This is a genomic window from Sphingomonas cremea (assembly GCF_021502585.1).
Taxonomy (GTDB): Bacteria; Pseudomonadota; Alphaproteobacteria; order Sphingomonadales; family Sphingomonadaceae; genus Sphingomicrobium; species Sphingomicrobium cremea.
Genome location: NZ_JAKFGM010000002.1, coordinates 606,087 through 625,574, shown reverse-complemented (window position 1 = coordinate 625,574; position 19,488 = coordinate 606,087). Strand labels below are relative to the sequence as shown.

19 protein-coding genes and 1 tRNA gene are annotated in these 19,488 nt (G+C 64.0%); 7 read left to right on the top strand and 13 right to left on the bottom strand.

All coding sequences use genetic code 11. The features are described 5' to 3' along the window. Window positions 1-32 precede the first annotated feature (32 nt). Window positions 33-107: transfer RNA gene (locus LVY65_RS09540), tRNA-Glu, on the top strand. A gap of 47 nt (window positions 108-154) precedes the next feature. On the opposite strand, the gene LVY65_RS09535 is transcribed toward LVY65_RS09540, so the two are convergent. Genes LVY65_RS09535 through LVY65_RS09515 form a run of 5 tightly spaced genes read right to left on the bottom strand, consistent with a single transcriptional unit; the run spans window position 155 to window position 4,110 of the window. Continuing rightward, on the bottom strand, window positions 155-1,405 hold the full coding sequence (locus LVY65_RS09535) for an MgtC/SapB family protein (RefSeq protein ID WP_235067834.1): 1,251 nt from the start codon (window positions 1,403-1,405) through the stop codon (window positions 155-157). Continuing rightward, window positions 1,402-2,250, bottom strand: a complete 849-nt coding sequence (gene fghA, locus LVY65_RS09530) for an S-formylglutathione hydrolase (protein WP_235067833.1) — start codon at window positions 2,248-2,250, stop codon at window positions 1,402-1,404. Before fghA ends, LVY65_RS09535 begins: the two co-directional genes overlap by 4 nt. After that, window positions 2,247-2,630: a VOC family protein gene (locus LVY65_RS09525; protein WP_235067832.1), complete on the bottom strand. Its 384-nt coding sequence runs from the start codon at window positions 2,628-2,630 to the stop codon at window positions 2,247-2,249. The genes fghA and LVY65_RS09525 overlap by 4 nt, the downstream gene beginning before the upstream one ends. A gap of 11 nt (window positions 2,631-2,641) precedes the next feature. Further along, window positions 2,642-2,998 carry a cupin domain-containing protein gene (locus tag LVY65_RS09520; RefSeq protein ID WP_235067830.1) on the bottom strand — a complete coding sequence of 119 codons (357 nt, stop codon included), beginning with the start codon at window positions 2,996-2,998 and terminating at the stop codon, window positions 2,642-2,644. Continuing rightward, entirely contained in the window at window positions 2,998-4,110 is a 1,113-nt protein-coding gene (locus LVY65_RS09515) for an S-(hydroxymethyl)glutathione dehydrogenase/class III alcohol dehydrogenase (protein ID WP_235067829.1), read from the bottom strand. Before LVY65_RS09515 ends, LVY65_RS09520 begins: the two co-directional genes overlap by 1 nt. Before the next feature lie 77 nt (window positions 4,111-4,187). On the opposite strand from LVY65_RS09515, the gene LVY65_RS09510 reads away from it, so the two are divergent. The 5 genes from LVY65_RS09510 to LVY65_RS09490 are packed head-to-tail and all read left to right on the top strand — an operon-like array spanning window position 4,188 to window position 8,856. Continuing rightward, window positions 4,188-4,958: an SDR family NAD(P)-dependent oxidoreductase gene (locus LVY65_RS09510; protein ID WP_235067827.1), complete on the top strand. Its 771-nt coding sequence runs from the start codon at window positions 4,188-4,190 to the stop codon at window positions 4,956-4,958. Further along, window positions 4,955-5,764, top strand: coding sequence for an enoyl-CoA hydratase family protein (locus tag LVY65_RS09505; protein ID WP_235067825.1), 810 nt, complete (start codon window positions 4,955-4,957; stop codon window positions 5,762-5,764). Before LVY65_RS09510 ends, LVY65_RS09505 begins: the two co-directional genes overlap by 4 nt. Further along, window positions 5,757-6,896 carry an acyl-CoA dehydrogenase family protein gene (locus LVY65_RS09500; RefSeq protein ID WP_235067824.1) on the top strand — a complete coding sequence of 380 codons (1,140 nt, stop codon included), beginning with the start codon at window positions 5,757-5,759 and terminating at the stop codon, window positions 6,894-6,896. Before LVY65_RS09505 ends, LVY65_RS09500 begins: the two co-directional genes overlap by 8 nt. Further along, on the top strand, window positions 6,893-7,285 hold the full coding sequence (locus LVY65_RS09495) for a RidA family protein (protein WP_235067823.1): 393 nt from the start codon (window positions 6,893-6,895) through the stop codon (window positions 7,283-7,285). Before LVY65_RS09500 ends, LVY65_RS09495 begins: the two co-directional genes overlap by 4 nt. Further along, window positions 7,282-8,856 (top strand): AMP-binding protein, encoded by a 1,575-nt coding sequence (locus LVY65_RS09490; protein ID WP_235067822.1) that lies wholly within the window; start codon window positions 7,282-7,284, stop codon window positions 8,854-8,856. Before LVY65_RS09495 ends, LVY65_RS09490 begins: the two co-directional genes overlap by 4 nt. Before the next feature lie 107 nt (window positions 8,857-8,963). Here LVY65_RS09490 and LVY65_RS09485 read toward each other — a convergent pair whose 3' ends face one another. The 6 genes from LVY65_RS09485 to pyk all read right to left on the bottom strand — a co-directional run bounded on the left by LVY65_RS09485 (window position 8,964) and on the right by pyk (window position 17,338). Beyond that, a complete protein-coding gene (locus LVY65_RS09485; RefSeq protein WP_235067821.1) occupies window positions 8,964-10,973 on the bottom strand; it encodes an acetyl-CoA carboxylase biotin carboxylase subunit in 2,010 nt (669 codons plus the stop codon). A gap of 114 nt (window positions 10,974-11,087) precedes the next feature. Further along, window positions 11,088-13,217 carry a methylmalonyl-CoA mutase gene (scpA, locus tag LVY65_RS09480; protein ID WP_235067820.1) on the bottom strand — a complete coding sequence of 710 codons (2,130 nt, stop codon included), beginning with the start codon at window positions 13,215-13,217 and terminating at the stop codon, window positions 11,088-11,090. A 41-nt stretch (window positions 13,218-13,258) separates the two neighbouring features. Further along, window positions 13,259-13,720 (bottom strand): OsmC family protein, encoded by a 462-nt coding sequence (locus LVY65_RS09475; RefSeq protein WP_235067819.1) that lies wholly within the window; start codon window positions 13,718-13,720, stop codon window positions 13,259-13,261. Between the two features lie 127 nt (window positions 13,721-13,847). After that, the gene (gene mce / locus LVY65_RS09470) at window positions 13,848-14,267 is read right to left on the bottom strand and encodes a methylmalonyl-CoA epimerase (protein WP_235067818.1); all 420 of its coding nucleotides are present in this window, start codon (window positions 14,265-14,267) and stop codon (window positions 13,848-13,850) included. A gap of 24 nt (window positions 14,268-14,291) precedes the next feature. Beyond that, a complete protein-coding gene (locus LVY65_RS09465; RefSeq protein ID WP_235067816.1) occupies window positions 14,292-15,818 on the bottom strand; it encodes an acyl-CoA carboxylase subunit beta in 1,527 nt (508 codons plus the stop codon). A gap of 65 nt (window positions 15,819-15,883) precedes the next feature. After that, on the bottom strand, window positions 15,884-17,338 hold the full coding sequence (gene pyk / locus LVY65_RS09460) for a pyruvate kinase (protein WP_235067987.1): 1,455 nt from the start codon (window positions 17,336-17,338) through the stop codon (window positions 15,884-15,886). Between the two features lie 146 nt (window positions 17,339-17,484). Here pyk and LVY65_RS09455 point away from each other — a divergent pair, with 146 nt between their 5' ends. Beyond that, a complete protein-coding gene (locus tag LVY65_RS09455; RefSeq protein ID WP_235067814.1) occupies window positions 17,485-17,727 on the top strand; it encodes a DUF2312 domain-containing protein in 243 nt (80 codons plus the stop codon). Window positions 17,728-17,752: 25 nt separating this feature from the next. On the opposite strand, the gene LVY65_RS09450 is transcribed toward LVY65_RS09455, so the two are convergent. Both LVY65_RS09450 and LVY65_RS09445 read right to left on the bottom strand, forming a co-directional pair. Further along, window positions 17,753-19,051 carry an MFS transporter gene (locus LVY65_RS09450; RefSeq protein WP_235067812.1) on the bottom strand — a complete coding sequence of 433 codons (1,299 nt, stop codon included), beginning with the start codon at window positions 19,049-19,051 and terminating at the stop codon, window positions 17,753-17,755. Beyond that, entirely contained in the window at window positions 19,048-19,440 is a 393-nt protein-coding gene (locus tag LVY65_RS09445) for a MarR family winged helix-turn-helix transcriptional regulator (protein ID WP_235067811.1), read from the bottom strand. The genes LVY65_RS09450 and LVY65_RS09445 overlap by 4 nt, the downstream gene beginning before the upstream one ends. Window positions 19,441-19,488: the final 48 nt, after the last annotated feature.

Below are 19,488 nucleotides of genomic sequence, written 5' to 3'. Positions count from 1 at the left end.
CATCCCCTAGTCGCGCCCCGCACCACGCAAGTGGCCCCTTCGTCTAGCGGTTAGGACGCGGCCCTTTCACGGCTGAAACACGGGTTCGATTCCCGTAGGGGTCACCATTTTCAGGCGTTCCATGAGAAAGCCGGACAATGCAGTGGCAGCAGATTCACAATCGCAGCCAGCCGACGACCAGGCTCGCCACCAGCGCGACCATGCTCGCGCCGAGGGCGGCGACAGCGCCGATTCCTTTCCGGCGCGCATAGGCCAGCGTCACCCCGACCTTGACCGACATATTGGCGAGGATCGTTCCGCCGATGGCCAGCGCCGCCAGTTCGGCCGTAATCAATTCATGGGGCAGGCCGCCCGCGGTGACGATCGCCGCGTCGACGTCCATCGATCCCATGATGAGCAGCAGCACCGCGATGCCCTGCTCCCCGAACCGGCCTTCGGCCCAGCGGGCGATGATCGCGGCGACTGCGACAAATGCAACAAAGCCAAGCGCCGGAGCCAGCGCGATCGGATTGCCCGGCGGGCTGGGCCCTTCCGTCGCGGGCGACTTGCGATAGAGCCACCAGCCGGCCAGCCAGGCGACAATCAGCGGCGGCAGAATGACGATGACGAACGGCCACAGGATGCGCGTGGCGAGGATCGCAACCAGCACGATGACGCGCAGGTACATGACCGCCGTGGCCAGCGCGATTCCAGCCGGTTCGGCGCCGCCTTTCTGGTCGGCTCCTAGCCGCTGGGCCAGCGACTGGGTGACGGCGGTCGAACTATATGCTCCGCCGATCAGCGCGGTCGCGATGGTTCCATGCCGCTCCCCAAAGATTCGATTGGCCACATATCCGGCAAAAGAAAAGCCGGTGACCAACACCACCACCCACCACAGCTTATAGGGATTCCATGCAAGGTACGGCCCCATCGCTTCGTTTGGCAGGAAGGGGAGGACGCCAAGCGCAATTACCGCAAAGCGAGCCAGTGCCTTGACGTCGCGCTCATCGAGGCGGCGGACGAAGCCGTGCAATTCCTCGCGCATCGCCAATATCAGGACCGCCACCGCCGCTGCGGCGATTGCCAGCCCGGCGCTTCCCGATCCGGCGATGAACCCGATCGTCAGGGTGACAAGCGCAGCGATGGCGCTGGTTGCGTCACCCTTGGCCTTGAGCTTCGGCGCATAGCCGATCACCAGGACAGCCGCGGCGGCCAGGGCGACAGCGCCGCCAACCAAGGGCTGGCCAATTGAGCCGAGTAGCCCGGCAAGTCCGCCGACCAGGCCCAGCAACGTGAAGGTGCGGATTCCGGCGACGCGAGTTCCAGCGCGGTCGGCGCGCTGTTTCCAGCCCCGCTCGATGCCGATCAGGAGACCGGCGGCCAGGGCGGCGCCAATGCGTACCGCCTCGTCCGCCAAGTCGATCATGCGGCGAGTCGCTCCGAATGCCAGCGGATATGGTCGTTCATGAAGGTCGAGATGAAATAGTAGCTATGATCATACCCTGGCTGACGGCGCAGCGTCAGCGCTATACCCGCATCGGCACAAGCACGTTCGAGCAGTTCCGGCTTCAGCTCGCGCTCAAGGAAGGGGTCGGCCTCACCGACATCGACCAGCAAGTCGGGCAGTCTCGCCCCGTCCTCGATAAGCGCCACCGCGTCATGGGGGCGCCACTTGGAACGGTCTAGGCCCAGGTAGTTGGATAGCGCCTTGTCGCCCCATGGCACCTGGCTTGGCGCAACGATGGGGGCGAACGCAGATACGGAACGGAACCGCCCGGGATGACGCAACGCCACGGTCAGCGCACCGTGGCCGCCCATCGAGTGACCGGTAATGCCCTGGCGCGCCGCATCGATGGGGAAATGATCGGCAACCAGTGCCGGCAATTCCTGCGCGACATAACTCCACATCCGATAATTGGCCGACCAGGGCGTGGTCGTCGCATCGACATAGAAGCCCGCGCCCAGGCCGAAATCCCAGGCACCCTTGCTATCGTCGGGAACTCCCTCGCCACGAGGACTGGTGTCCGGCGCGACGAAGATGATGCCATGCTCGGCACAAGCGGCGCGATACTCGCCCTTCTCGGTGACATTGGCATGACTGCAGGTGAGCCCGCTCAAATACCACAGCACCGGCAGCGCCTCCCCCTTTTCAGGCTGCGGCGGCACGAACACCGAAAAGGTCATTTCGGTGCCTGTAGCGGCGGAGGCATGGCGATAGACGCCCTGCACCCCGCCGTGACTCTTGACCTCGCTGACGGTCTCCAGCGTCATTCCTTGGGCATTCGATAAAAACCGCACAGCTTGTTCCCGTCGGGATCGCGCAAATAGGCGAGGTACATCTTGCCGAAGCCGGCGTCGCGGATGCCGGGAGGGTCCTCGATCGCTGTCCCGCCATTGGCGACACCCGCCGCGTGCCAGGCATCGACTTCCTCTGGACTGCCGGCCCGCAAGCCGATCGTCGAGCCATTGCCATGGCTGCATGGCTGACCGTCCAGCGGTTGCCCGACCCCAAGCGATCCATCACGGGTCATCCACCAGTCGGACTTGCCGAAATCCTGCCCTGGCGCGATGCCGAGCGCACTCAGGGTTGCATTGTAGAATTTGCGCGACCTCTCCCGGTCGCTGCACCCCAGCATGACATGGCTGAACATCGTCTTTCCTCCTAGATTTCGACTGCTTTGGTGGCGGTTAGCTCATCGCCAGTGTTGGGCGTGCCCTCAAGGTCGATTATCATCATCGCCACCTCGCCTCGCCGCGCACAGGGGCGATGCTCGGTGCCCTTTGGAACGACTATCAGTTCGCCCGGCCTCAACGTCACTGTCCGATCGCGAAATTCCATGTCGAGTTCGCCCTCGACGATCAGGAAAAGTTCATCCGTCGAGTCATGCTGGTGCCAGATGAATTCGCCATCGACCTTGGCGATCCTGACCTCATTGCCATTGTAGCGCGCGATTATTCGCGGTGCCCAATGGTCGGAAAAGCTGCCCAGCTTGTCGGCAATGCTGACCTTGTCGGGCATCAGTAAACCACCACGCTCCGGATGCTTTCCCCGGCATGCATCAGGTCGAAACCCTTGTTGATCTCTTCAAGCTTCAGCACGTGCGTGATCATGGGATCGATCGCGATTTTCCCATCCATGTACCAGTCGACGATCTTCGGGACATCGGTGCGGCCCTTGGCCCCGCCAAAGGCAGTTCCGCGCCAGTTGCGGCCCGTCACCAACTGGAACGGACGCGTCGAAATCTCTTTCCCTGCCTCCGCAACGCCGATGATGATGCTCGTGCCCCAGCCGCGATGGCAGCATTCCAGCGCAGTCCGCATCACTTCGGTATTGCCGGTGGCGTCGAAACTATAATCCGCTCCGCCATCGGTAAGGGCGATCACTTCCTCGATAATTGCCGCGCGATCCTTGCCGCGCCCGTCGACGAAGTCGGTCATGCCGAATTTCCGGCCCCATTCCTCGCGCGAGGAGTTGATGTCGACGCCGATGATCTTGTTCGCGCCGACCATCTTGGCGCCCTGGATCACGTTGAGGCCGATGCCGCCGAGCCCGAAGACGACGACATTGGCGCCAGGCTCGACCTTCGCGGTCTTGACCACGGCGCCGACGCCCGTGGTCACGCCGCATCCGATGTAGCAGCTTGTTTCGAAGGGCGCGTCCTCACGGATCTTGGCCACCGCGATTTCGGGCAGCACAGTGAAGTTGGAGAAGGTCGAGCAGCCCATGTAATGATAGATGGTCTGCCCCTTGTAGCTGAAGCGGCTGGTCCCGTCGGGCATCAGGCCCTTGCCTTGGGTCGCGCGGATCGCTGTGCACAGGTTGGTCTTGCCGCTGAGGCACGACTTACACTGGCGGCATTCGGGGGTGTACAGCGGGATGACATGGTCGCCGGGCTTTACCGACGTCACGCCCGGGCCCACTTCGCGAACCACGCCGGCGCCTTCATGGCCGAGAACGGACGGAAAAATCCCCTCGCTGTCGAACCCGTCGAGCGTATAGGCATCGGTGTGGCAGATGCCTGTCGCCATGATCTCGACCAATACTTCGCCGGCCTTGGGCCCTTCGAGGTCGAGTTCGACGATTTCGAGCGGCTTCTTGGCTTCGAATGCAACGGCTGCGCGGGTCTTCATGAGTCGTTTCCCTGGTTGTTTTGGCTGCCTTGCCACCTTCGTCGGCTTCGGCCAATGCTCCATTGAAAGGGGAAAGCATGCCGGCAAATGATTGGCTTCAGGGGCGCCATGCGCTGATCACCGGCGGCGGAACCGGGATCGGGGCGGCTGCCGCCACGCATCTCCATGCGGCGGGCGCGAAAATTTCCGTTCTGGGACGGCGTCTTGAACCGCTTGAGCGGACGGCTGCGATCGTTTCCGGAACTGCTATCAAATGCGATGTCACCGATCGCGACGAAGTCTTTAGCGCCTTCGATGAAGCGCGCGCCGCCAACGGGCCAATCTCCTTCCTGATCGTCAACGCCGGTGTCGGCGATAGCGCCCCGTTCGACCGCACGCCCCGTGAGGCGTGGGACCGAATCATATCTACCAACCTCACTTCCGCATTCGATTGCGCCCAGGCTGCGCTTCCCGATCTTCTCGACCAGGATGATGGTCGGATGGTCTTCGTGGCATCCGTTGCCGGCCTTCGCGGCGCCGCTTACGCCGCGCCCTATGCTGCGTCGAAGCATGGCCTGATCGGCCTGATGCGCAGCCTGGCCAGCGAGTATGCCAGGTCCCGGATGACCGTTAATGCCGTCTGCCCGGCCTTCGTCGACACGCCGATGGTCGATGACAGTGCGGCGCGGATCGCGCGCGTTTCGAAGCGCAGCGAAGACGAAGCACGCCAGTCGCTCGCCGCGATGAACAGGAGCGGGAGGCTGGTCCATCCCGATTCAGTGGCGACGATGATCTTGACGCTATGCCTGCCGCAAAGCCGTGACGTTAACGGTGCTGCGGTCACCATCGATGGAGGAACTACCGCTTGAGCTTGCACCCGGAAACTTTGGTCCCGAGTCACTTCCTGTGGGACTTCGGCGATGGTGTCGCCACAATTACGCTCAACCGGCCGGAGCGGAAGAATCCGCTGACCTTCGACAGCTATGCCGAGCTTCGCGACCTGTTCCGGGCGCTCAAGGAAACGCCTGAGGTCAGGGTCGTGGTGCTGACCGGTGCGGGCGGCAATTTCTCTTCGGGCGGCGACGTCCATGAGATTATCGGTCCGCTGACCCGGATGGATGTGCTGGGCCTGCGCGAATTCACGACCATGACCGGCGATCTCGTACAGGCGATGCGCGACTGCCCGCAACCGATCGTTGCCGCGGTTGAAGGGGTGTGTGCCGGCGCAGGCGCGATCCTTGCCATGGCAAGCGACCTGCGCCTCGCTGCGCCCGACGCCAAGACCGCCTTCCTCTTTACGCGCGTCGGCCTGTCGGGCGCCGACATGGGCGCCTGCGCGATTTTGCCAAGGATCATCGGGCATGGCCGGGCCGCCGAGCTTTTGTTCACCGGCCGAAACATGAGCGCGGAAGAAGGCGAACGATGGGGATTCTTCAGCCGCATAGCTAACGATGTGCGGGCCGAGGCGCAGGCACTCGCGCGAAGCCTCGCCGACGGCCCGGTCCAGGCGCACTACATCACCAAGCAGCAGCTTGACGCCGAATGGGCCGTGTCGATCGATACCGCGCTCGGGATGGAAGCCGAGGTGCAGGCCGAGTGCATGACGACCAAGGACTTTCACCGCGCCTATGAGGCCTTTGCCGACAAGCGCAAGCCGGAGTTCAAAGGTGACTGACTGGCTCGACTGGCCCTTCTTCGAGCCGCGCCATCGCGAGCTCGCCGATCGGCTGGTGCGCTGGTGCGAAGCCAATCTGGCAGGCGGACATGCCGATGATGTTGATGCCGCCTGCCGTTCGCTCGTCGCGGCGCTTGGCGGGGCAGGCTTCCTCAATCTGTGCGTCGCTAATGGCGGGACTCCGCCGGACGTCCGCAGCCTGGCTATCGCCCGCTCGACCCTGGCGCGAGCTAGCGGTCTCGCCGATTTCGCCTTCGCCATGCAGGGGCTCGGATCCGGCGCGATAAGCCTGTCGGGAAGCGCGGCGCAGAAGGCCGAATGGCTTCCCAAGGTGGCATCGGGAGAGGCGATTGCCGCCTTTGCCCTGACCGAGCCCGAAACCGGAAGCGACGCCGCCAACCTCGCCATGACCGCGCGCCGCGATGGCGAGGACTGGGTCCTCGACGGCGAGAAAAGCTACATCTCCAACGGAACGCTCGCCGATGTGCTGACCGTGTTCGCGCGCACCGGAGAAGGCGAAGGCGCCAGGGGTATTTCCGCCTTCATCGTGCATGGGAACGTGCCGGGCCTGTCGGTCGCGGAACGGATCGAGGTGATTGCGCCGCATCCATTGGCCCGCCTCAAATTCGAAGGAGTCCGGGCGGAACTGCTTGGTGCCGAGGGCGGCGGCTTCAAGATCGCGATGCAGACCCTGAACCTGTTTCGAGTGACGGTTGGCGCAGCGGCGCTCGGGTTCGCGCAGCGCGCGCTCGACGAGGCACTTGCCTTTGCTTCCACGCGCAAGCTGGGCAACCTCACCCTCGCCGACAACGCGGTGACTCAGGAACGGCTGGGTGAAATGGCGACCAGCGTCGATGCGTCCGCCTTGCTCATCGCTCGCGCGGCCTGGCAGCAGGACATGGGCAAAGCCGACAATCGCCGCGCCGCGGCCATGGCCAAGCTCCACGCCACCGAGGAAGCGCAACGGGTCATCGACATGGCCGTGCAGCTTCACGGCGGGCTCGGCGTCACCAAGGGTGCCAAGGTCGAGGAACTTTATCGCGAGATCCGCGCGCTCCGCATTTACGAAGGCGCGAGCGAAGTGCAGCGGATGGTCATCGCCCGCGATCTACTGAAGGAGCATCGCTCATGAAGTCATTGCTTCCCCCCGGCTGGCCGCGGCCCAAGGGCTATTCCAACGGGATCAGCGCGACCGGCCGAATGATCTTCACCGCCGGCGTCGTTGGCTGGGACGAGCGCGAATTCTTCCCCTCGCACCGCCTCGACGGCCAGTTCGCACAGGCACTGCGCAACGTCCTTGCGATCCTGAAGGAGGACGGCGCTGGGCCAGAGCATATCGTTCGCCTCACCGTCTACGTCACCGAGCTCCAGGAATATCTAAGTTCCCGCGACGAACTCGGGCCTATCTGGAAATCGATCATGGGCGACAACTATCCCGCAATGGCGCTGGTCCAGGTCGTCCGGCTGGTCGAGCCGGCCGCGAAGATCGAAATCGAAGCGACGGCGGTGGTGCCCGAGTGAATTACGACAGCTTTGTAAATGACCGGCTGCCACCGGCCGACCAGCTGCCCGATTTCCTGCTGATCGACTATCCGGAGCAACTTAACGCCGCTGCGGAACTGCTGAAGGGCGGCAAGCCCGACGATCTCGCCGTGGTCAACGCGCACGGCCGCTGGACCTATCGCGACCTCGACGACTTTTCCGGCCGCATCGCCCGGCTTCTGGTGGAGGTGGAAGGGCTGACCCCCGGCAATCGCGTGCTGCTGCGCGGGCCCAACGGCTACACTTTGTTCGCCGCCTGGCTCGGGGTGCTCAAGGCTGGCGGGGTGGTGGTCGCGACCATGCCCTTGCTCCGTCCTGGCGAGATTGCGACCGTGATCGATCGCGCCGAGATCAGCCATGCGCTGGTCGACAGCCGCTTCATCGGCGACTTCCGCGATGCGATGAGCCAGACCCGGCACATCAAGCACCTCGTCAAATATGACGGCGACTATGGCAAGGGCGCGCTCGAGACGAGGTGCGCCAATCTTAAGCCACTTCCGCCGGTCGATACCGGCCGCGACGATCCGGCGCTGATCGCCTTCACCAGCGGCACCACCGGCGTTCCCAAGGGCTGCGTACATTTCCACCGCGACATCCTCGCGCCCTGCGATGCGTTCGCCTCGGCCCATTTCGCGATGAAGCCGGGGGACGTGGTGATGACCTCGGCACCGATCGCCTTCACTTTCGGACTCGGCGCGACCCTGCTGTTCCCGCTCCGCTTCGGCGCGGCGACCGCGACCATCGAACAGCCCAACCCAACGGCGATGCTGGAAGCGATCTCTACCTTCGCAGTCACACATCTCGCCACCGCGCCGACCGCCTACAAAGCCATGCTGTCGCAACCCGGTTTGGACGAGGCGTTGAAGACGTTGAAATGCTGCCTGTCCGCCGGCGAGCATTTGCCCAGTGCGACCTGGCAGGCGTGGAAGGATCGGACGGGGATCAGCATCGTCGACGGCATCGGTTCGACCGAAATGATGCACATCTTCATATCCGCCAGCGGCGACGCGATCCGCCACGGTTCCACTGGGCGTGCTGTTCCCGGCTATGAGGCGACGGTCCTCGACACCCAGGGCAATCCTCTTGATGAGGGCGAAGGACGCCTCGCGATCAAGGGCCCCACCGGCTGCCGCTACCTCGATGACCCGCGTCAGGCCGATTATGTCGAGGGTGGCTGGAACATCACCGGCGACACCTACCGCAAGGATGCCGACGGTTACTTCTGGTACGTCGCGCGAAGCGACGACATGATCGTCAGCTCAGGCTACAATATCGGCGCGCCGGAAGTGGAACATGCACTGTTGGGCCATCCAGCGGTGGCCGAATGCGCGGTGATCGGCGTGCCCTGCCCGGAACGCGGCCAGAAAGTGAAGGCGTTCGTCGTCGCGGCGGCCAATGTGACGCCGGATGAGGCGCTAATTTCGGAACTCAAGAATTTCGTGAAGGCAACGATTGCGCCATACAAATATCCCCGCGAAATCGAGTTTGTGGAAGCGCTGCCCAAGACGGCAACGGGGAAGTTGAGGCGGGTGGAGTTACGGCAGCGCTAGTTCCCCTGCGAAGGCAGCGGCCCAGACCGCTGCCACAGGCAGCGCCAGCAATGATAGACAAGTGAGCGCTTCGCGTGACTGGACGCCTGCCTTAGCAGGGGAACAACTCACTCAAACTCAACAATGACCTGATCGACCGCCAGGCTGTCGCCCGCCTTGGCCGGCGTGGCCTTGACCGTCGTGCTCTTGGCCGCGCGGAGGATGTTTTCCATCTTCATTGCCTCGACCACCGCGATCGGCTGGCCGGCCTCGACCTTGTCGCCCGCCTTGACCTCAAGCCGCGTCAGCAGCCCCGGCATCGGCGCCAGCAGGAAGCGCGACAGGTCGAGCGGGACCTTTTCGATCATGTGATGAGCGAGGTCCGCAACGTGACGCGGCAGGACCTGCACGGCATGTGCCGCGCCGCGCGTGGTCAGCGTCCAGCCGCGGCCCTTCTTCGCCACCTGCACGATTCGCGGGCGCCCATCCATGTCGGCAACCAGCAGCTTGCCGCCCGGCGACCAGTCGCCGACCACGTCGACCGCTTCCTTGTCGTCGACGATGGCGAGATTGCCCCCGTCATAGGGCGCAATCGTGACGGTGAATTCCTGCTTGCCGATGCGGACGACATTGGTCGCGTCGGGGAACTGCGGCTCGCCCAGCTGCCCATCGATCAGCGCTGCGCGCGTGTCGCTGGTCAGCTGTACAATTGCGCCCAGCGCAGCAAGATCGGCGAGCAGCTCATCGTCCGCCGGCGCGCCCTGGAATCCGTCCGGATATTCCTCGGCAATGAAGCCGGTCGTCAGCTCCCCGGCCTGGAAACGCGGGTGCTGGAGTAGCGCCGACAGGAAATCGATATTGTCCGAAACGCCGTTGATCTGGAACGCGTCCAGCGCCTCGACGGCTTCCTCGATTGCAGCATCGCGTGTGGGCGCCCAGCTGATCAGCTTGGCGATCATCGGGTCATAGAACATGCTGACCTCGCCGCCCTCGGCAACGCCGTCGTCGACGCGGATCACGCTGTCCTTGTCTCGATGCTCGGCAGGCGGGCGGTAAGTGGTGAGCCGCCCCGTGCTCGGCAGGAAGTGCCGGTACGGATCCTCGGCATAGACGCGCGCCTCGATCGCCCAGCCGTTCAGCTTCACATCGTCCTGTTGGAACGCCAGCTTCTCGCCCGCTGCCACCCGGATCATCTGCTCGACCAGGTCCAGGCCGGTCACTTCCTCGGTCACCGGATGCTCGACCTGCAGCCGCGTGTTCATTTCCAGGAAGTAGAAGCTCTTGCCGGTCGGGTCCTTGCCGGAAACGATCAGCTCGACCGTCCCCGCGCTATGATATCCGACCGCCCGTGCCAGCGCGACCGCCTGCTCGCCCATCGCCTTGCGCATCTTCGGGCTGACGAAGGGCGACGGCGCTTCCTCGATCACCTTCTGGTGGCGGCGCTGGATCGAGCATTCGCGCTCGCCGAGATAGAGAATGTTGCCGTGCTTGTCGCCGAGCACCTGGATCTCGATGTGGCGCGGGTCCTCGATGAATTTCTCGATGAACACCCGGTCGTCGCCAAAGGAGTTGAGTCCCTCGCGCTTGGTCGCTTCGAACCCCTCGCGGACATCCTTCTCGCTATAGGCGAGGCGCATGCCCTTGCCGCCGCCGCCGGCAGAGGCCTTCATCATCACCGGATAGCCGATGTCGCCTGCGATCTTCACTGCCTCCTCGGTGGTGGCGATGTCGTCGAGATGGCCGGGGACGACGTTGACCCCGGCTTCCTTGGCCAGCTTCTTGGATTCGATCTTGTCGCCCATCGCGGCGATGGCGTTCGGCGGCGGGCCGATGAAGGTAATGCCGGCCTTCTCCAGCGCCTCGGCAAAGCTGGTCCGCTCACTGAGGAACCCATAGCCCGGATGAACCGCCTCGGCCCCAGTCGACTTGCAGGCGTCGATGATCAGCTCGGCCTTGAGATAGCTCTCCGCCGCCGGTGCGGGTCCGAGCCGCACGCTCTCGTCGGCCATGCGGACATGCGGGCTTCGGGCGTCAGCATCGGAATAAACCGCGACCGTCTTGATCCCCATCCGCTTGGCGGTGCGGATAACGCGGCAGGCAATTTCGCCCCTGTTCGCAATGAGAATTTTCTTGAACATCAGCGCCCCACCAAACCGTCACCCTGAATTTGATTCAGGGTCCATTCCGCCACCCACACAGCCCTTCCCCAAAATGGATGCTGAAACAAGTTCAGCATGACGAATTGTTGAATGTCACTCCGCCGCTTCCTCAACCGGCGGCTTGTTGTGCCCCAGCAACCGCAGCACCTCGTCCGCCGCATCGGCCAAATTCGTCCCCGGACCGAAGATTGCCTGCACCCCCGCCTCGCGCAGCATGGCATAATCCTGCGGCGGGATGACGCCGCCGGCGACGACCTTGATGTCCGCGCGGCCCATATCTTTCAATGCGTCGATCAGTTCGGGGATCAGCGTCTTGTGGCCCGCCGCCAGCGACGAGGCACCGACCACGTCGACATCATGCTCGACCGCCATTTCGGCACTCTCGCGCGGGGTCTGGAACAGCGGCCCGGCGATCACCTCGAAGCCCAGATCGCCGAACGCGGAAGACACAAGGTTCGCCCCGCGATCGTGCCCGTCCTGACCCATTTTTGCGACCAGGATGCGGGGCTTGCGGCCCATTCGATCCGCGACCGCGCGGGTGCCCGCAAGCGCTTCCTTCCAGCGCCCGTCATTGCGGCGCCCGTAAATGCCGCTGACCGGATGCGGATTGGTGTGGTAGCGGCCGAATGCCCGCTCCAGCGCCTCGGAAATTTCGCCCAGCGAGCAGCGCTCCCGCGCCGCCTCGACCGAAAGCGCCAGCAAATTGCCGCCATCGCGAGCGCCTGTCTCCAGCATATCCAGCGCCGCACGAGCCTTCGCCTCATCCCGCCCTTCGCGCATCTTCTTGAGCCGTGCGATCTGGCCGGAGCGGACCTTGGCATTGTCGACCTCAAGGATGTCGAGATGCTCTTCTTCCTTGAGGCGATAGCGGTTGACGCCAACAATCACCGTCTCGCCCGTGTCGACCTTCGCCGCTCGCTCCGCAGCGGCCTCCTCGATCCGCATCTTGGGCAGTCCCTCGGCGACCGCCTTGGTCATGCCGCCATGCTGCTCGACCTCCTCGATCAGCGCCCAGGCCTTTTCCTCCAGCTCGCGGGTCAGCGCCTCGACATACCAGCTGCCGCCAAGCGGGTCGGCGACCGCGGTCACCCCGCTCTCCTCGGCCAGGATCAGCTGGGTGTTACGGGCGATCCGCGCCGAGAAATCGGTCGGTAGCGCGATCGCCTCGTCGAAGCTGTTGGTGTGCAGCGACTGTGTCCCGCCCAGCACCGCCGCCAGCGCTTCGATCGTAGTGCGAATGACGTTGTTGTACGGATCCTGCTCGGTCAGCGACACGCCGCTGGTCTGGCAGTGGGTGCGGAGCAGTTTCGACTTCTCCGACTTGGCGCCCAGCTGGGTCATGATCCGCGCCCACAGGGTCCGCGCCGCGCGCAGCTTGGCTACCTCCATGAACAGGTTCATGCCGATGCCGAAGAAGAACGAAAGCCGGGGCGCGAAATCGTCGACGTCGAGCCCATCGGTGATCGCAACTCGCACATATTCCATGCCGTCGGCCAGCGTGTAGGCCAGCTCCTGAACCGCCGTCGCCCCGGCCTCATGCATGTGATAGCCGCTGATCGAGATGCTGTTGAACTTCGGCATCTCCGCCGCGCAGTAAGCGATGATGTCGGATACGATCCGCATCGAGGGTTCGGGCGGGTAGATGTAGGTGTTGCGGACCGCGAACTCTTTCAGAATGTCGTTCTGGATCGTCCCGGTCAGCGCGGAGCGGGGAACCCCCTGCTCTTCCCCGGCGACGATGTAGAAGGCCATCACCGGCAGCACCGCGCCGTTCATCGTCATGCTGACCGACATTTCGCCAAGCGGAATGCCGTCGAACAGCAGCTTCATGTCCTCGACGCTGTCGATCGCCACGCCCGCCTTGCCGACATCCCCGGCGACGCGCGGATGGTCGCTGTCATAGCCGCGGTGGGTGGCGAGATCGAAGGCGACCGAAAGCCCCTTCTGGCCCGCGGCGAGGTTGCGGCGGTAAAAGGCGTTGCTCTCCTCCGCGGTCGAGAAGCCGGCATATTGGCGGATCGTCCACGGCCGCCCCGCATACATCGTTGCATAGGGACCGCGGGTGTAGGGCGGCAGGCCGGGCAGGCCGCTGTCGACCCCATCCTCCGGCCCATAGACGTTCTTCAGCCGGATCCCCTCCGGCGTATCGCGCGACAGATCCTTGCCGCGCGATTCCTTGCCGGCGAGCGCTTTCCAGTCGTCAAAAGTTAGCTTTTTCGTCATCGGCTACGCACCTAGCGCCAACGCAGTGCCTTGCCAAACACTCACCTCGGCTGAACCACCACTTCCGCCGTCGTCGAGTTGGCGATGAAGCAGGCCTCATGCGCCTTGTGGTGAAGCGCATCCAAAGCCGCCGCGTCAGGCTTTTCGCCACCGAACACGATCTTCGGGCGAAGCGTCACCTTGGTGATGCGGATCTTGCCGTCCGCGCCCTTCTCCATCACCCCGTCCGCCTCATCCTCATATGAGGTGATGATCACCCCTGACCGGCGGGCGAAATCCAGGAAGAAAAGCATGTGGCAGCTGGCCAGCGAGGCGACGAACGCCTCCTCCGGATCGACCGCCGCGGCTTCGGCCCAGGGTGCGGGGACGATGTGTGGGCTGGCCGATGCCGGCACAATGGTTCCACCATCGAAATTCCAGCTATGCGCCCGGCTATATTTCCCCCGCGCGAAGTCCTCGCCCGGTGAAGCGAACCAGCGGATGGTGGCGTTGTGGTTGGCCATTTTTATCTCCCAGTGCCCCTGCGGAGGCAGGGGCCCAGACGCCCGAAGGGCCCAAAACCTAATCGCCGCACCCGGCATTGAGCCGGATTTGCGATGACTGGGCCCCGGCCTCCGCCGGGGCACAACCTCAATGCGCCTGTTTCGGACTTTCCATAATCTCCGTCAGCACCCCGCCCATATCCTTCGGGTGCAGGAAGAAAATCGGCGTCCCATGCGCCCCGATTCGTGTCGGTCCAAGAATGCGCACGCCCTTGCCGTCATAGAAGGCCCGGGCCGCCTCGATGTCCGGCACTTCGAAGCACAAATGATGCTGCCCGCCTTCGGGATTGCGCTCGAGGAACTTCACGATCGGCGAGTCCGCGCCCAGCGGCTCGATCAGCTCGATCTGGCTGTTGGGCGTGTCGACGAAGCAGACGCGCACCCCCTGCGCCGGCAGGTCGAACGGCTCCCGCACTACCTCCGCCCCCATCCGCTCGCGGAAAAGGGCGACCGAGGCCTCGATCGACGGGGTGGCCACGCCCACATGATTGAGTCTGCCAAGTTTCATTGCATCACCTATGACGGCTCTTACTCAAAGCGGAATATTGTCATGCTTCTTCCACGGGTTCTCGAGCTGCTTGTCGCGCAGCTTCCTTAGCCCCAGCGCCACCCTCCGCCGCGTGGAATGGGGCATGATGACCTCGTCGATGAAGCCCTTGCTCGCCGCCACGAACGGATTGGCAAAGCGCTCCTCATATTCGCGCGTATGCTCGGCGATCTCTTCCGGCGTCTTGCCGCGGAAGATGATCTCGACCGCGCCTTTCGCCCCCATCACGGCGATCTCGGCGGTCGGCCAGGCGTAGTTCAAGTCGCCGCGCAAATGCTTCGACGCCATGACGTCGTATGCCCCGCCATAGGCTTTGCGTGTGATCACCGTGATCTTCGGCACCGTCGCCTCGGCATAGGCGAACAGCAATTTCGCGCCATGCTTGATGATGCCGTGATGCTCCTGGCCGACGCCCGGCAGGAAGCCCGGCACGTCGACGAAGGTCACGATCGGGATGTCGAACGCGTCGCAGAAACGCACGAACCGCGCGCCCTTTTTCGATGAGTTGATGTCGAGACAGCCGGCCAGCACCATCGGCTGGTTGGCAACCACGCCGACCGTGCGCCCCTCGATGCGGCAGAAGCCGATAATGATGTTCGCCGCATGGTTCGGCTGAAGTTCGAAGAAATCGCCTTCGTCGGCGACCTTCCGGATCAGCTCGTGCATGTCATAGGGCGTCGCCGCGCTCGGCGGGACCAGCGTGTCGAGGCTGTCCTCAAGCCGGTCGAACGGATCCTCGGTAGGCCGCTCGGGCAGGTCGTGGCGGTTCGAAAGGGGGAGGAAATCGAAAAATTCGCGGGTAGCGAGCAGCGCGTCGATGTCATTCTCGAACGCCACATCAGCCACGCCCGACTTGGTGGTGTGGGTGACGGCGCCGCCCAGTTCCTCCTGCGTCACCACTTCGTTGGTCACCGTCTTCACCACATCGGGCCCGGTGACGAACATGTAGCTTGAATCCTTCACCATGAAGATGAAGTCGGTCATCGCCGGCGAATAGACCGCGCCGCCCGCACAAGGACCCATGATGAGGCTTAGCTGCGGCACGACGCCGGAGGCGAGCACATTCCTTTGGAAAACCTCGGCATAGCCGCCCAATGACGCGACGCCTTCCTGGATGCGAGCTCCGCCCGAATCGTTGAGGCCGATCACCGGCGCCCCGACCTTCATCGCCGCGTCCATCACCTTGCAGATCTTCTGTGCGTGCCGCTCGCTCAGCGACCCGCCGAACACGGTGAAGTCCTGCGCGAAGACGTAAACCAGCCGGCCGTTGATCGTGCCCGACCCGGTGACAACACCGTCGCCGGGAATCTTCTGCGTCTCCATCCCGAAGTCGGCGCAATTGTGCTCGACGAACATATCGACTTCTTCGAAGCTGCCGGGATCCAGCAACACGCTGAGCCGCTCCCGCGCGGTCAGCCGCCCCTTGGCGTGCTGCGCGGCAATGCGCTTCTCCCCGCCGCCAAGCCTTGCCTGGGCGCGCTTGGCCTCAAGTTCCTCGATGGTCGTCGCCATACTTTCTCCCTGCTCTCGCGCTGCCACGGAGAGGACGGAGCGTCAATTGTTGGCGATGAAGCTCCTCAAACCTCGTTCGAATAATTTTCCAGCTCGTCGCCGGTGATCTTCACGACGTGGATCACGTTGGTCGACCCGGCCGTCTTGAACGGCACGCCGGCCATGATCAGCACCTTGTCGCCTGCCTCTGCAAGATGATGGCGAAGCACCATTCGCTTGGCCTTTCCGACCATTTCCTCGAAATTGTTGACGTCGCGGGTGTGAACGGCGTGGACGCCCCATTGCAGGCCCAGCCGCCGCGCGACTTTCATGCTCGCGGTCATCGCCAGGGTGGGGACCTGGGCGCGCTCTCGGGCGATCCGCCGTGCCGTGGATCCGGACGAGGTGTAGCAAGCCACTGCGCTGGCCGAGAGGATATGGACGATCTGTGCCGCACTTTCCGACAGCGCGTCGGCGGTGGTCGCCTCGGCCGGCGTCTCGGTGAAGTGGATGCGTGCGGAATAGACCGGGTCGGCTTCCACGCTGCGGCCGATCCTGTCCATCATCTGGACTGCCTCGATCGGATAGGCCCCCGCGGCGCTTTCAGCCGACAGCATCACCGCATCGGCGCCTTCGTAAATGGCGGTTGCGACGTCGCTGACCTCGGCCCGCGTCGGGGTCGGCGAGACGATCATCGATTCCAGCATCTGCGTCGCCACGACTACCGGCTTGCCCGCCTTCCGGGCAGCCGCGACAATCCTGTTCTGAAGCGGCGGGACGCCTTCGGGCGGTAGCTCGACCCCAAGGTCACCGCGAGCAACCATAACCGCGTCGGCCAGCTCCAATATCTCGGCCAGCCGGTCGATCGCCTGGGGCTTTTCGATCTTGGCGAGCAGCGCCGCCTTGTCGTCGACCAGCTCGCGCGCTTCGGCGACATCCTCCGGCCGCTGCACGAACGACAAGGCGATATAATCGGCGCCCTGTTCCAGCGCGAAGGCCAGGTCGCTGCGATCCTTGTCGGTCAGCGCCGGGATCGGAATCAGCACGTCGGGGACATTGACCCCCTTGTTGTTGCTGACCTTGCCGCCGACCTCGACCACCGCCGCGATCTTGTCGTCCTCGACCGCGGCGACGCGCAGCCGGATCTTGCCGTCGTCGATCAGCAGCCAAGTGTCCTTCCTGACCGCCTTGAATAATTCGGGATGCGGCAGCTCGACCCTGGTCGCGTCGCCCGGCTCCTGGTTGCGATCGAGCACGAACATCCTGCCCTGCTCCAGGTTGGCCGAACCGCCCCTGAACTTGCCGACGCGAAGCTTCGGCCCCTGCAGGTCGAAGACGATCGTCATTGGCCGGTGCAGCGATTTCTCGAGCGCGCGGATCGTTTCGACCAGCTTGGCCTTCTCGGCCTGGCTGCCGTGGCTCATGTTGATCCGGAAGGCGTCCGCCCCCGCTTCCACCAGTGCGCGAATCATCTCCGGGCTCGATGAAGCGGGGCCCAGCGTGGCCAGGATCTTCACCTTGCGTGCGCGCGGTTTCAGCATGGTCACCCTGGTATTGCTCCCTGTCTTGCCCGCCCCCGCCATAGCGGCAATGCCCGGTCATTCAACCGGCTTGAGGCTTTCCGGTCCGTCGCCTAGTGAGCCGCCTCACGTTACATTTTCATGAGATTCGAAAAGGGCAGGGACCAATGAGCGAAGGCAATGTCGCGGCCGATCAGCTGCGGCTGTTTATCGAGCGTATCGAGCGGCTTGAGGAAGAAAAGAAGGGCATCGCCGACGACGTCAAGGACGTTTATGCCGAAGCCAAGGCCAACGGTTACGACACCAAGACGATGCGCGCCATTGTCCGCCTGCGGAGAATGGAAACCCACGCTCGCCAGGAAGCCGACGCCCTGCTTGAAACCTATCGCAACGCGCTCGGGCTAGCCTAGCAGGGGGGCGCGGACTCGTTCCGGCCTATGCTGCCTGCATTTCGGCCATGCCGGGCCCATCCACCGCGCGCCGCATAACCGGCAGCTTGAGAACCGCGAAGGCGGCAAGCACTGCAAAGGCGCCGGCCGCCACGAAAGCAGGCGAATAGCTGCCCATCTCCTCGCGGACGAGACCCGCGCCGAATGCTGCGACAGCAGCGCCGATCTGGTGACCGACGACGATCCAACCAAAGACGATTGGGCCTTCTCGTTCGCCAAATGTGCGGTTGGCAAGGGCGACCGTCGGCGGCACCGTCGCAATCCAGTCCAGCCCATAGAAGACGGCGAAGGTGCCAAGGCTGAGCGTCCCGAAGTCGATAAACGGAAGGGCAGCCAGCGACAGGCCGCGCAAGCCATAATAGGCAAACAGCAGGCGCCGCGGATCGTAGCGGTCGGTCAGCCAGCCGGACATGCTCGTTCCAATCAGGTCGAAGACCCCCATTGTCGTCAGCAAGCCGGCCGCAGCCACCGGCGCAATGCCATGGTCGCCGCAAAAGGCGATCATGTGCGTTCCGACCAGGCCATTGGTCGTCAGCCCGCACACGAAGAAGGTGCCGAACAGCAGCCAGAATGTCGGGCTGCGCGATGCACCGATCAGCGCGGTAATGGCGAGGGCGGGCGACGGCGCCCGTTTCACCTGAGCAGAATCGGCTTCATGTTCGACTTCACCAAAGCGTGTGGTGCCGACGTCTGATGGGCGTTCGGGCATGAAGAGGGCAACGACAGGGACCAGCGCCAGGCAAGCCAGGCCGACCACCTGGATGATCGGCCGCCACTCGCCATTCTCGGAAAGCCAGGCCAGCAGCGGAAGGAAGACGAGCGATCCGGTGGCGGTGCTGGCGGTGAGGATCCCCATGACCAACCCCTGCCTCTGCGCAAACCAGCGATTGACGACGGCCGCGCCAAGCACCGACGCGATCGCTCCGCTTCCGATTCCGGACAGCACCCCCCAGGTGACGAGATATTGCCAGCTTTCGCGCATCCATTGGCTGGCAAAGGTGGCGGCCGCCATCAAGGTGAGGCCGGCGATCATGGTCCGGCGAATCCCGAAGCTCTGCATCAACGCGGCGGCGAAGGGCCCGACCAGCCCATAAATGAAGATCCCGACTGCCGCCGTTAATGAGATGCTTGCCCGGTCCCACCCGAATTGATGCTCCAACGGCATGATAAGGACGCCCGGCGCCGCTCGGACGCCGGCCGCGACCAGCAGGGCAACAAAGGTGATGGCGGCGACGATGGACGCCCAGCGGAGCGAGTCCGCCCGGGCCTTGCTTGTGCCATTCATGCGTGGGCTGCCTCGATCAGTCGGTTCAAAGTTCGAAGCAGGCCCTCCCACTCCTCCTCCGGCAGATCACCGAGCACTTTTTCTTGCGCGACTGCCCAATCTTCTCGGCCGCGCTGAAGGACAGACCTGCCCGAATCGGTTAGGCGCGCGGTCTTCGAACGCCCGGGGCCCGAGACGATCGAAACCCACCCGGCGCGCTCCACCGGCGCAAGCGTGCGGTAAAGCGAGGTTCGGTCCATCACGAGTTGCGCCGCAAGCTCGGTCAGCGGCAGGTCGCCTCGCCGGTCAAGCGTGCCCAGGATCGCGAACTGAGTAGTCGTCATGCCCCGGTGCGACAGCTGATCGTCGTAGAGCCGGGTCACGGCGCGAGATGCCTTGCGAAGCGCCATGCAGGCGCAGGCTTGTCGATTCGTATGATGCATATGCATAATGCATAT

Coding starts and splice junctions, on each gene's coding strand:
- LVY65_RS09535 (WP_235067834.1), bottom strand. CDS start 1,405: ATGATCGACTTGGCGGACGAGGCGGTACGCATTGGCGCCGCCCTGGCC.
- fghA (WP_235067833.1), bottom strand. CDS start 2,250: ATGACGCTGGAGACCGTCAGCGAGGTCAAGAGTCACGGCGGGGTGCAG.
- LVY65_RS09525 (WP_235067832.1), bottom strand. CDS start 2,630: ATGTTCAGCCATGTCATGCTGGGGTGCAGCGACCGGGAGAGGTCGCGC.
- LVY65_RS09520 (WP_235067830.1), bottom strand. CDS start 2,998: ATGCCCGACAAGGTCAGCATTGCCGACAAGCTGGGCAGCTTTTCCGAC.
- LVY65_RS09515 (WP_235067829.1), bottom strand. CDS start 4,110: ATGAAGACCCGCGCAGCCGTTGCATTCGAAGCCAAGAAGCCGCTCGAA.
- LVY65_RS09510 (WP_235067827.1), top strand. CDS start 4,188: ATGCCGGCAAATGATTGGCTTCAGGGGCGCCATGCGCTGATCACCGGC.
- LVY65_RS09495 (WP_235067823.1), top strand. CDS start 6,893: ATGAAGTCATTGCTTCCCCCCGGCTGGCCGCGGCCCAAGGGCTATTCC.
- LVY65_RS09485 (WP_235067821.1), bottom strand. CDS start 10,973: ATGTTCAAGAAAATTCTCATTGCGAACAGGGGCGAAATTGCCTGCCGC.
- scpA (WP_235067820.1), bottom strand. CDS start 13,217: ATGACGAAAAAGCTAACTTTTGACGACTGGAAAGCGCTCGCCGGCAAG.
- LVY65_RS09475 (WP_235067819.1), bottom strand. CDS start 13,720: ATGGCCAACCACAACGCCACCATCCGCTGGTTCGCTTCACCGGGCGAG.
- mce (WP_235067818.1), bottom strand. CDS start 14,267: ATGAAACTTGGCAGACTCAATCATGTGGGCGTGGCCACCCCGTCGATC.
- LVY65_RS09465 (WP_235067816.1), bottom strand. CDS start 15,818: ATGGCGACGACCATCGAGGAACTTGAGGCCAAGCGCGCCCAGGCAAGG.
- pyk (WP_235067987.1), bottom strand. CDS start 17,338: ATGCTGAAACCGCGCGCACGCAAGGTGAAGATCCTGGCCACGCTGGGC.
- LVY65_RS09455 (WP_235067814.1), top strand. CDS start 17,485: ATGAGCGAAGGCAATGTCGCGGCCGATCAGCTGCGGCTGTTTATCGAG.
- LVY65_RS09450 (WP_235067812.1), bottom strand. CDS start 19,051: ATGAATGGCACAAGCAAGGCCCGGGCGGACTCGCTCCGCTGGGCGTCC.
- LVY65_RS09445 (WP_235067811.1), bottom strand. CDS start 19,440: ATGGCGCTTCGCAAGGCATCTCGCGCCGTGACCCGGCTCTACGACGAT.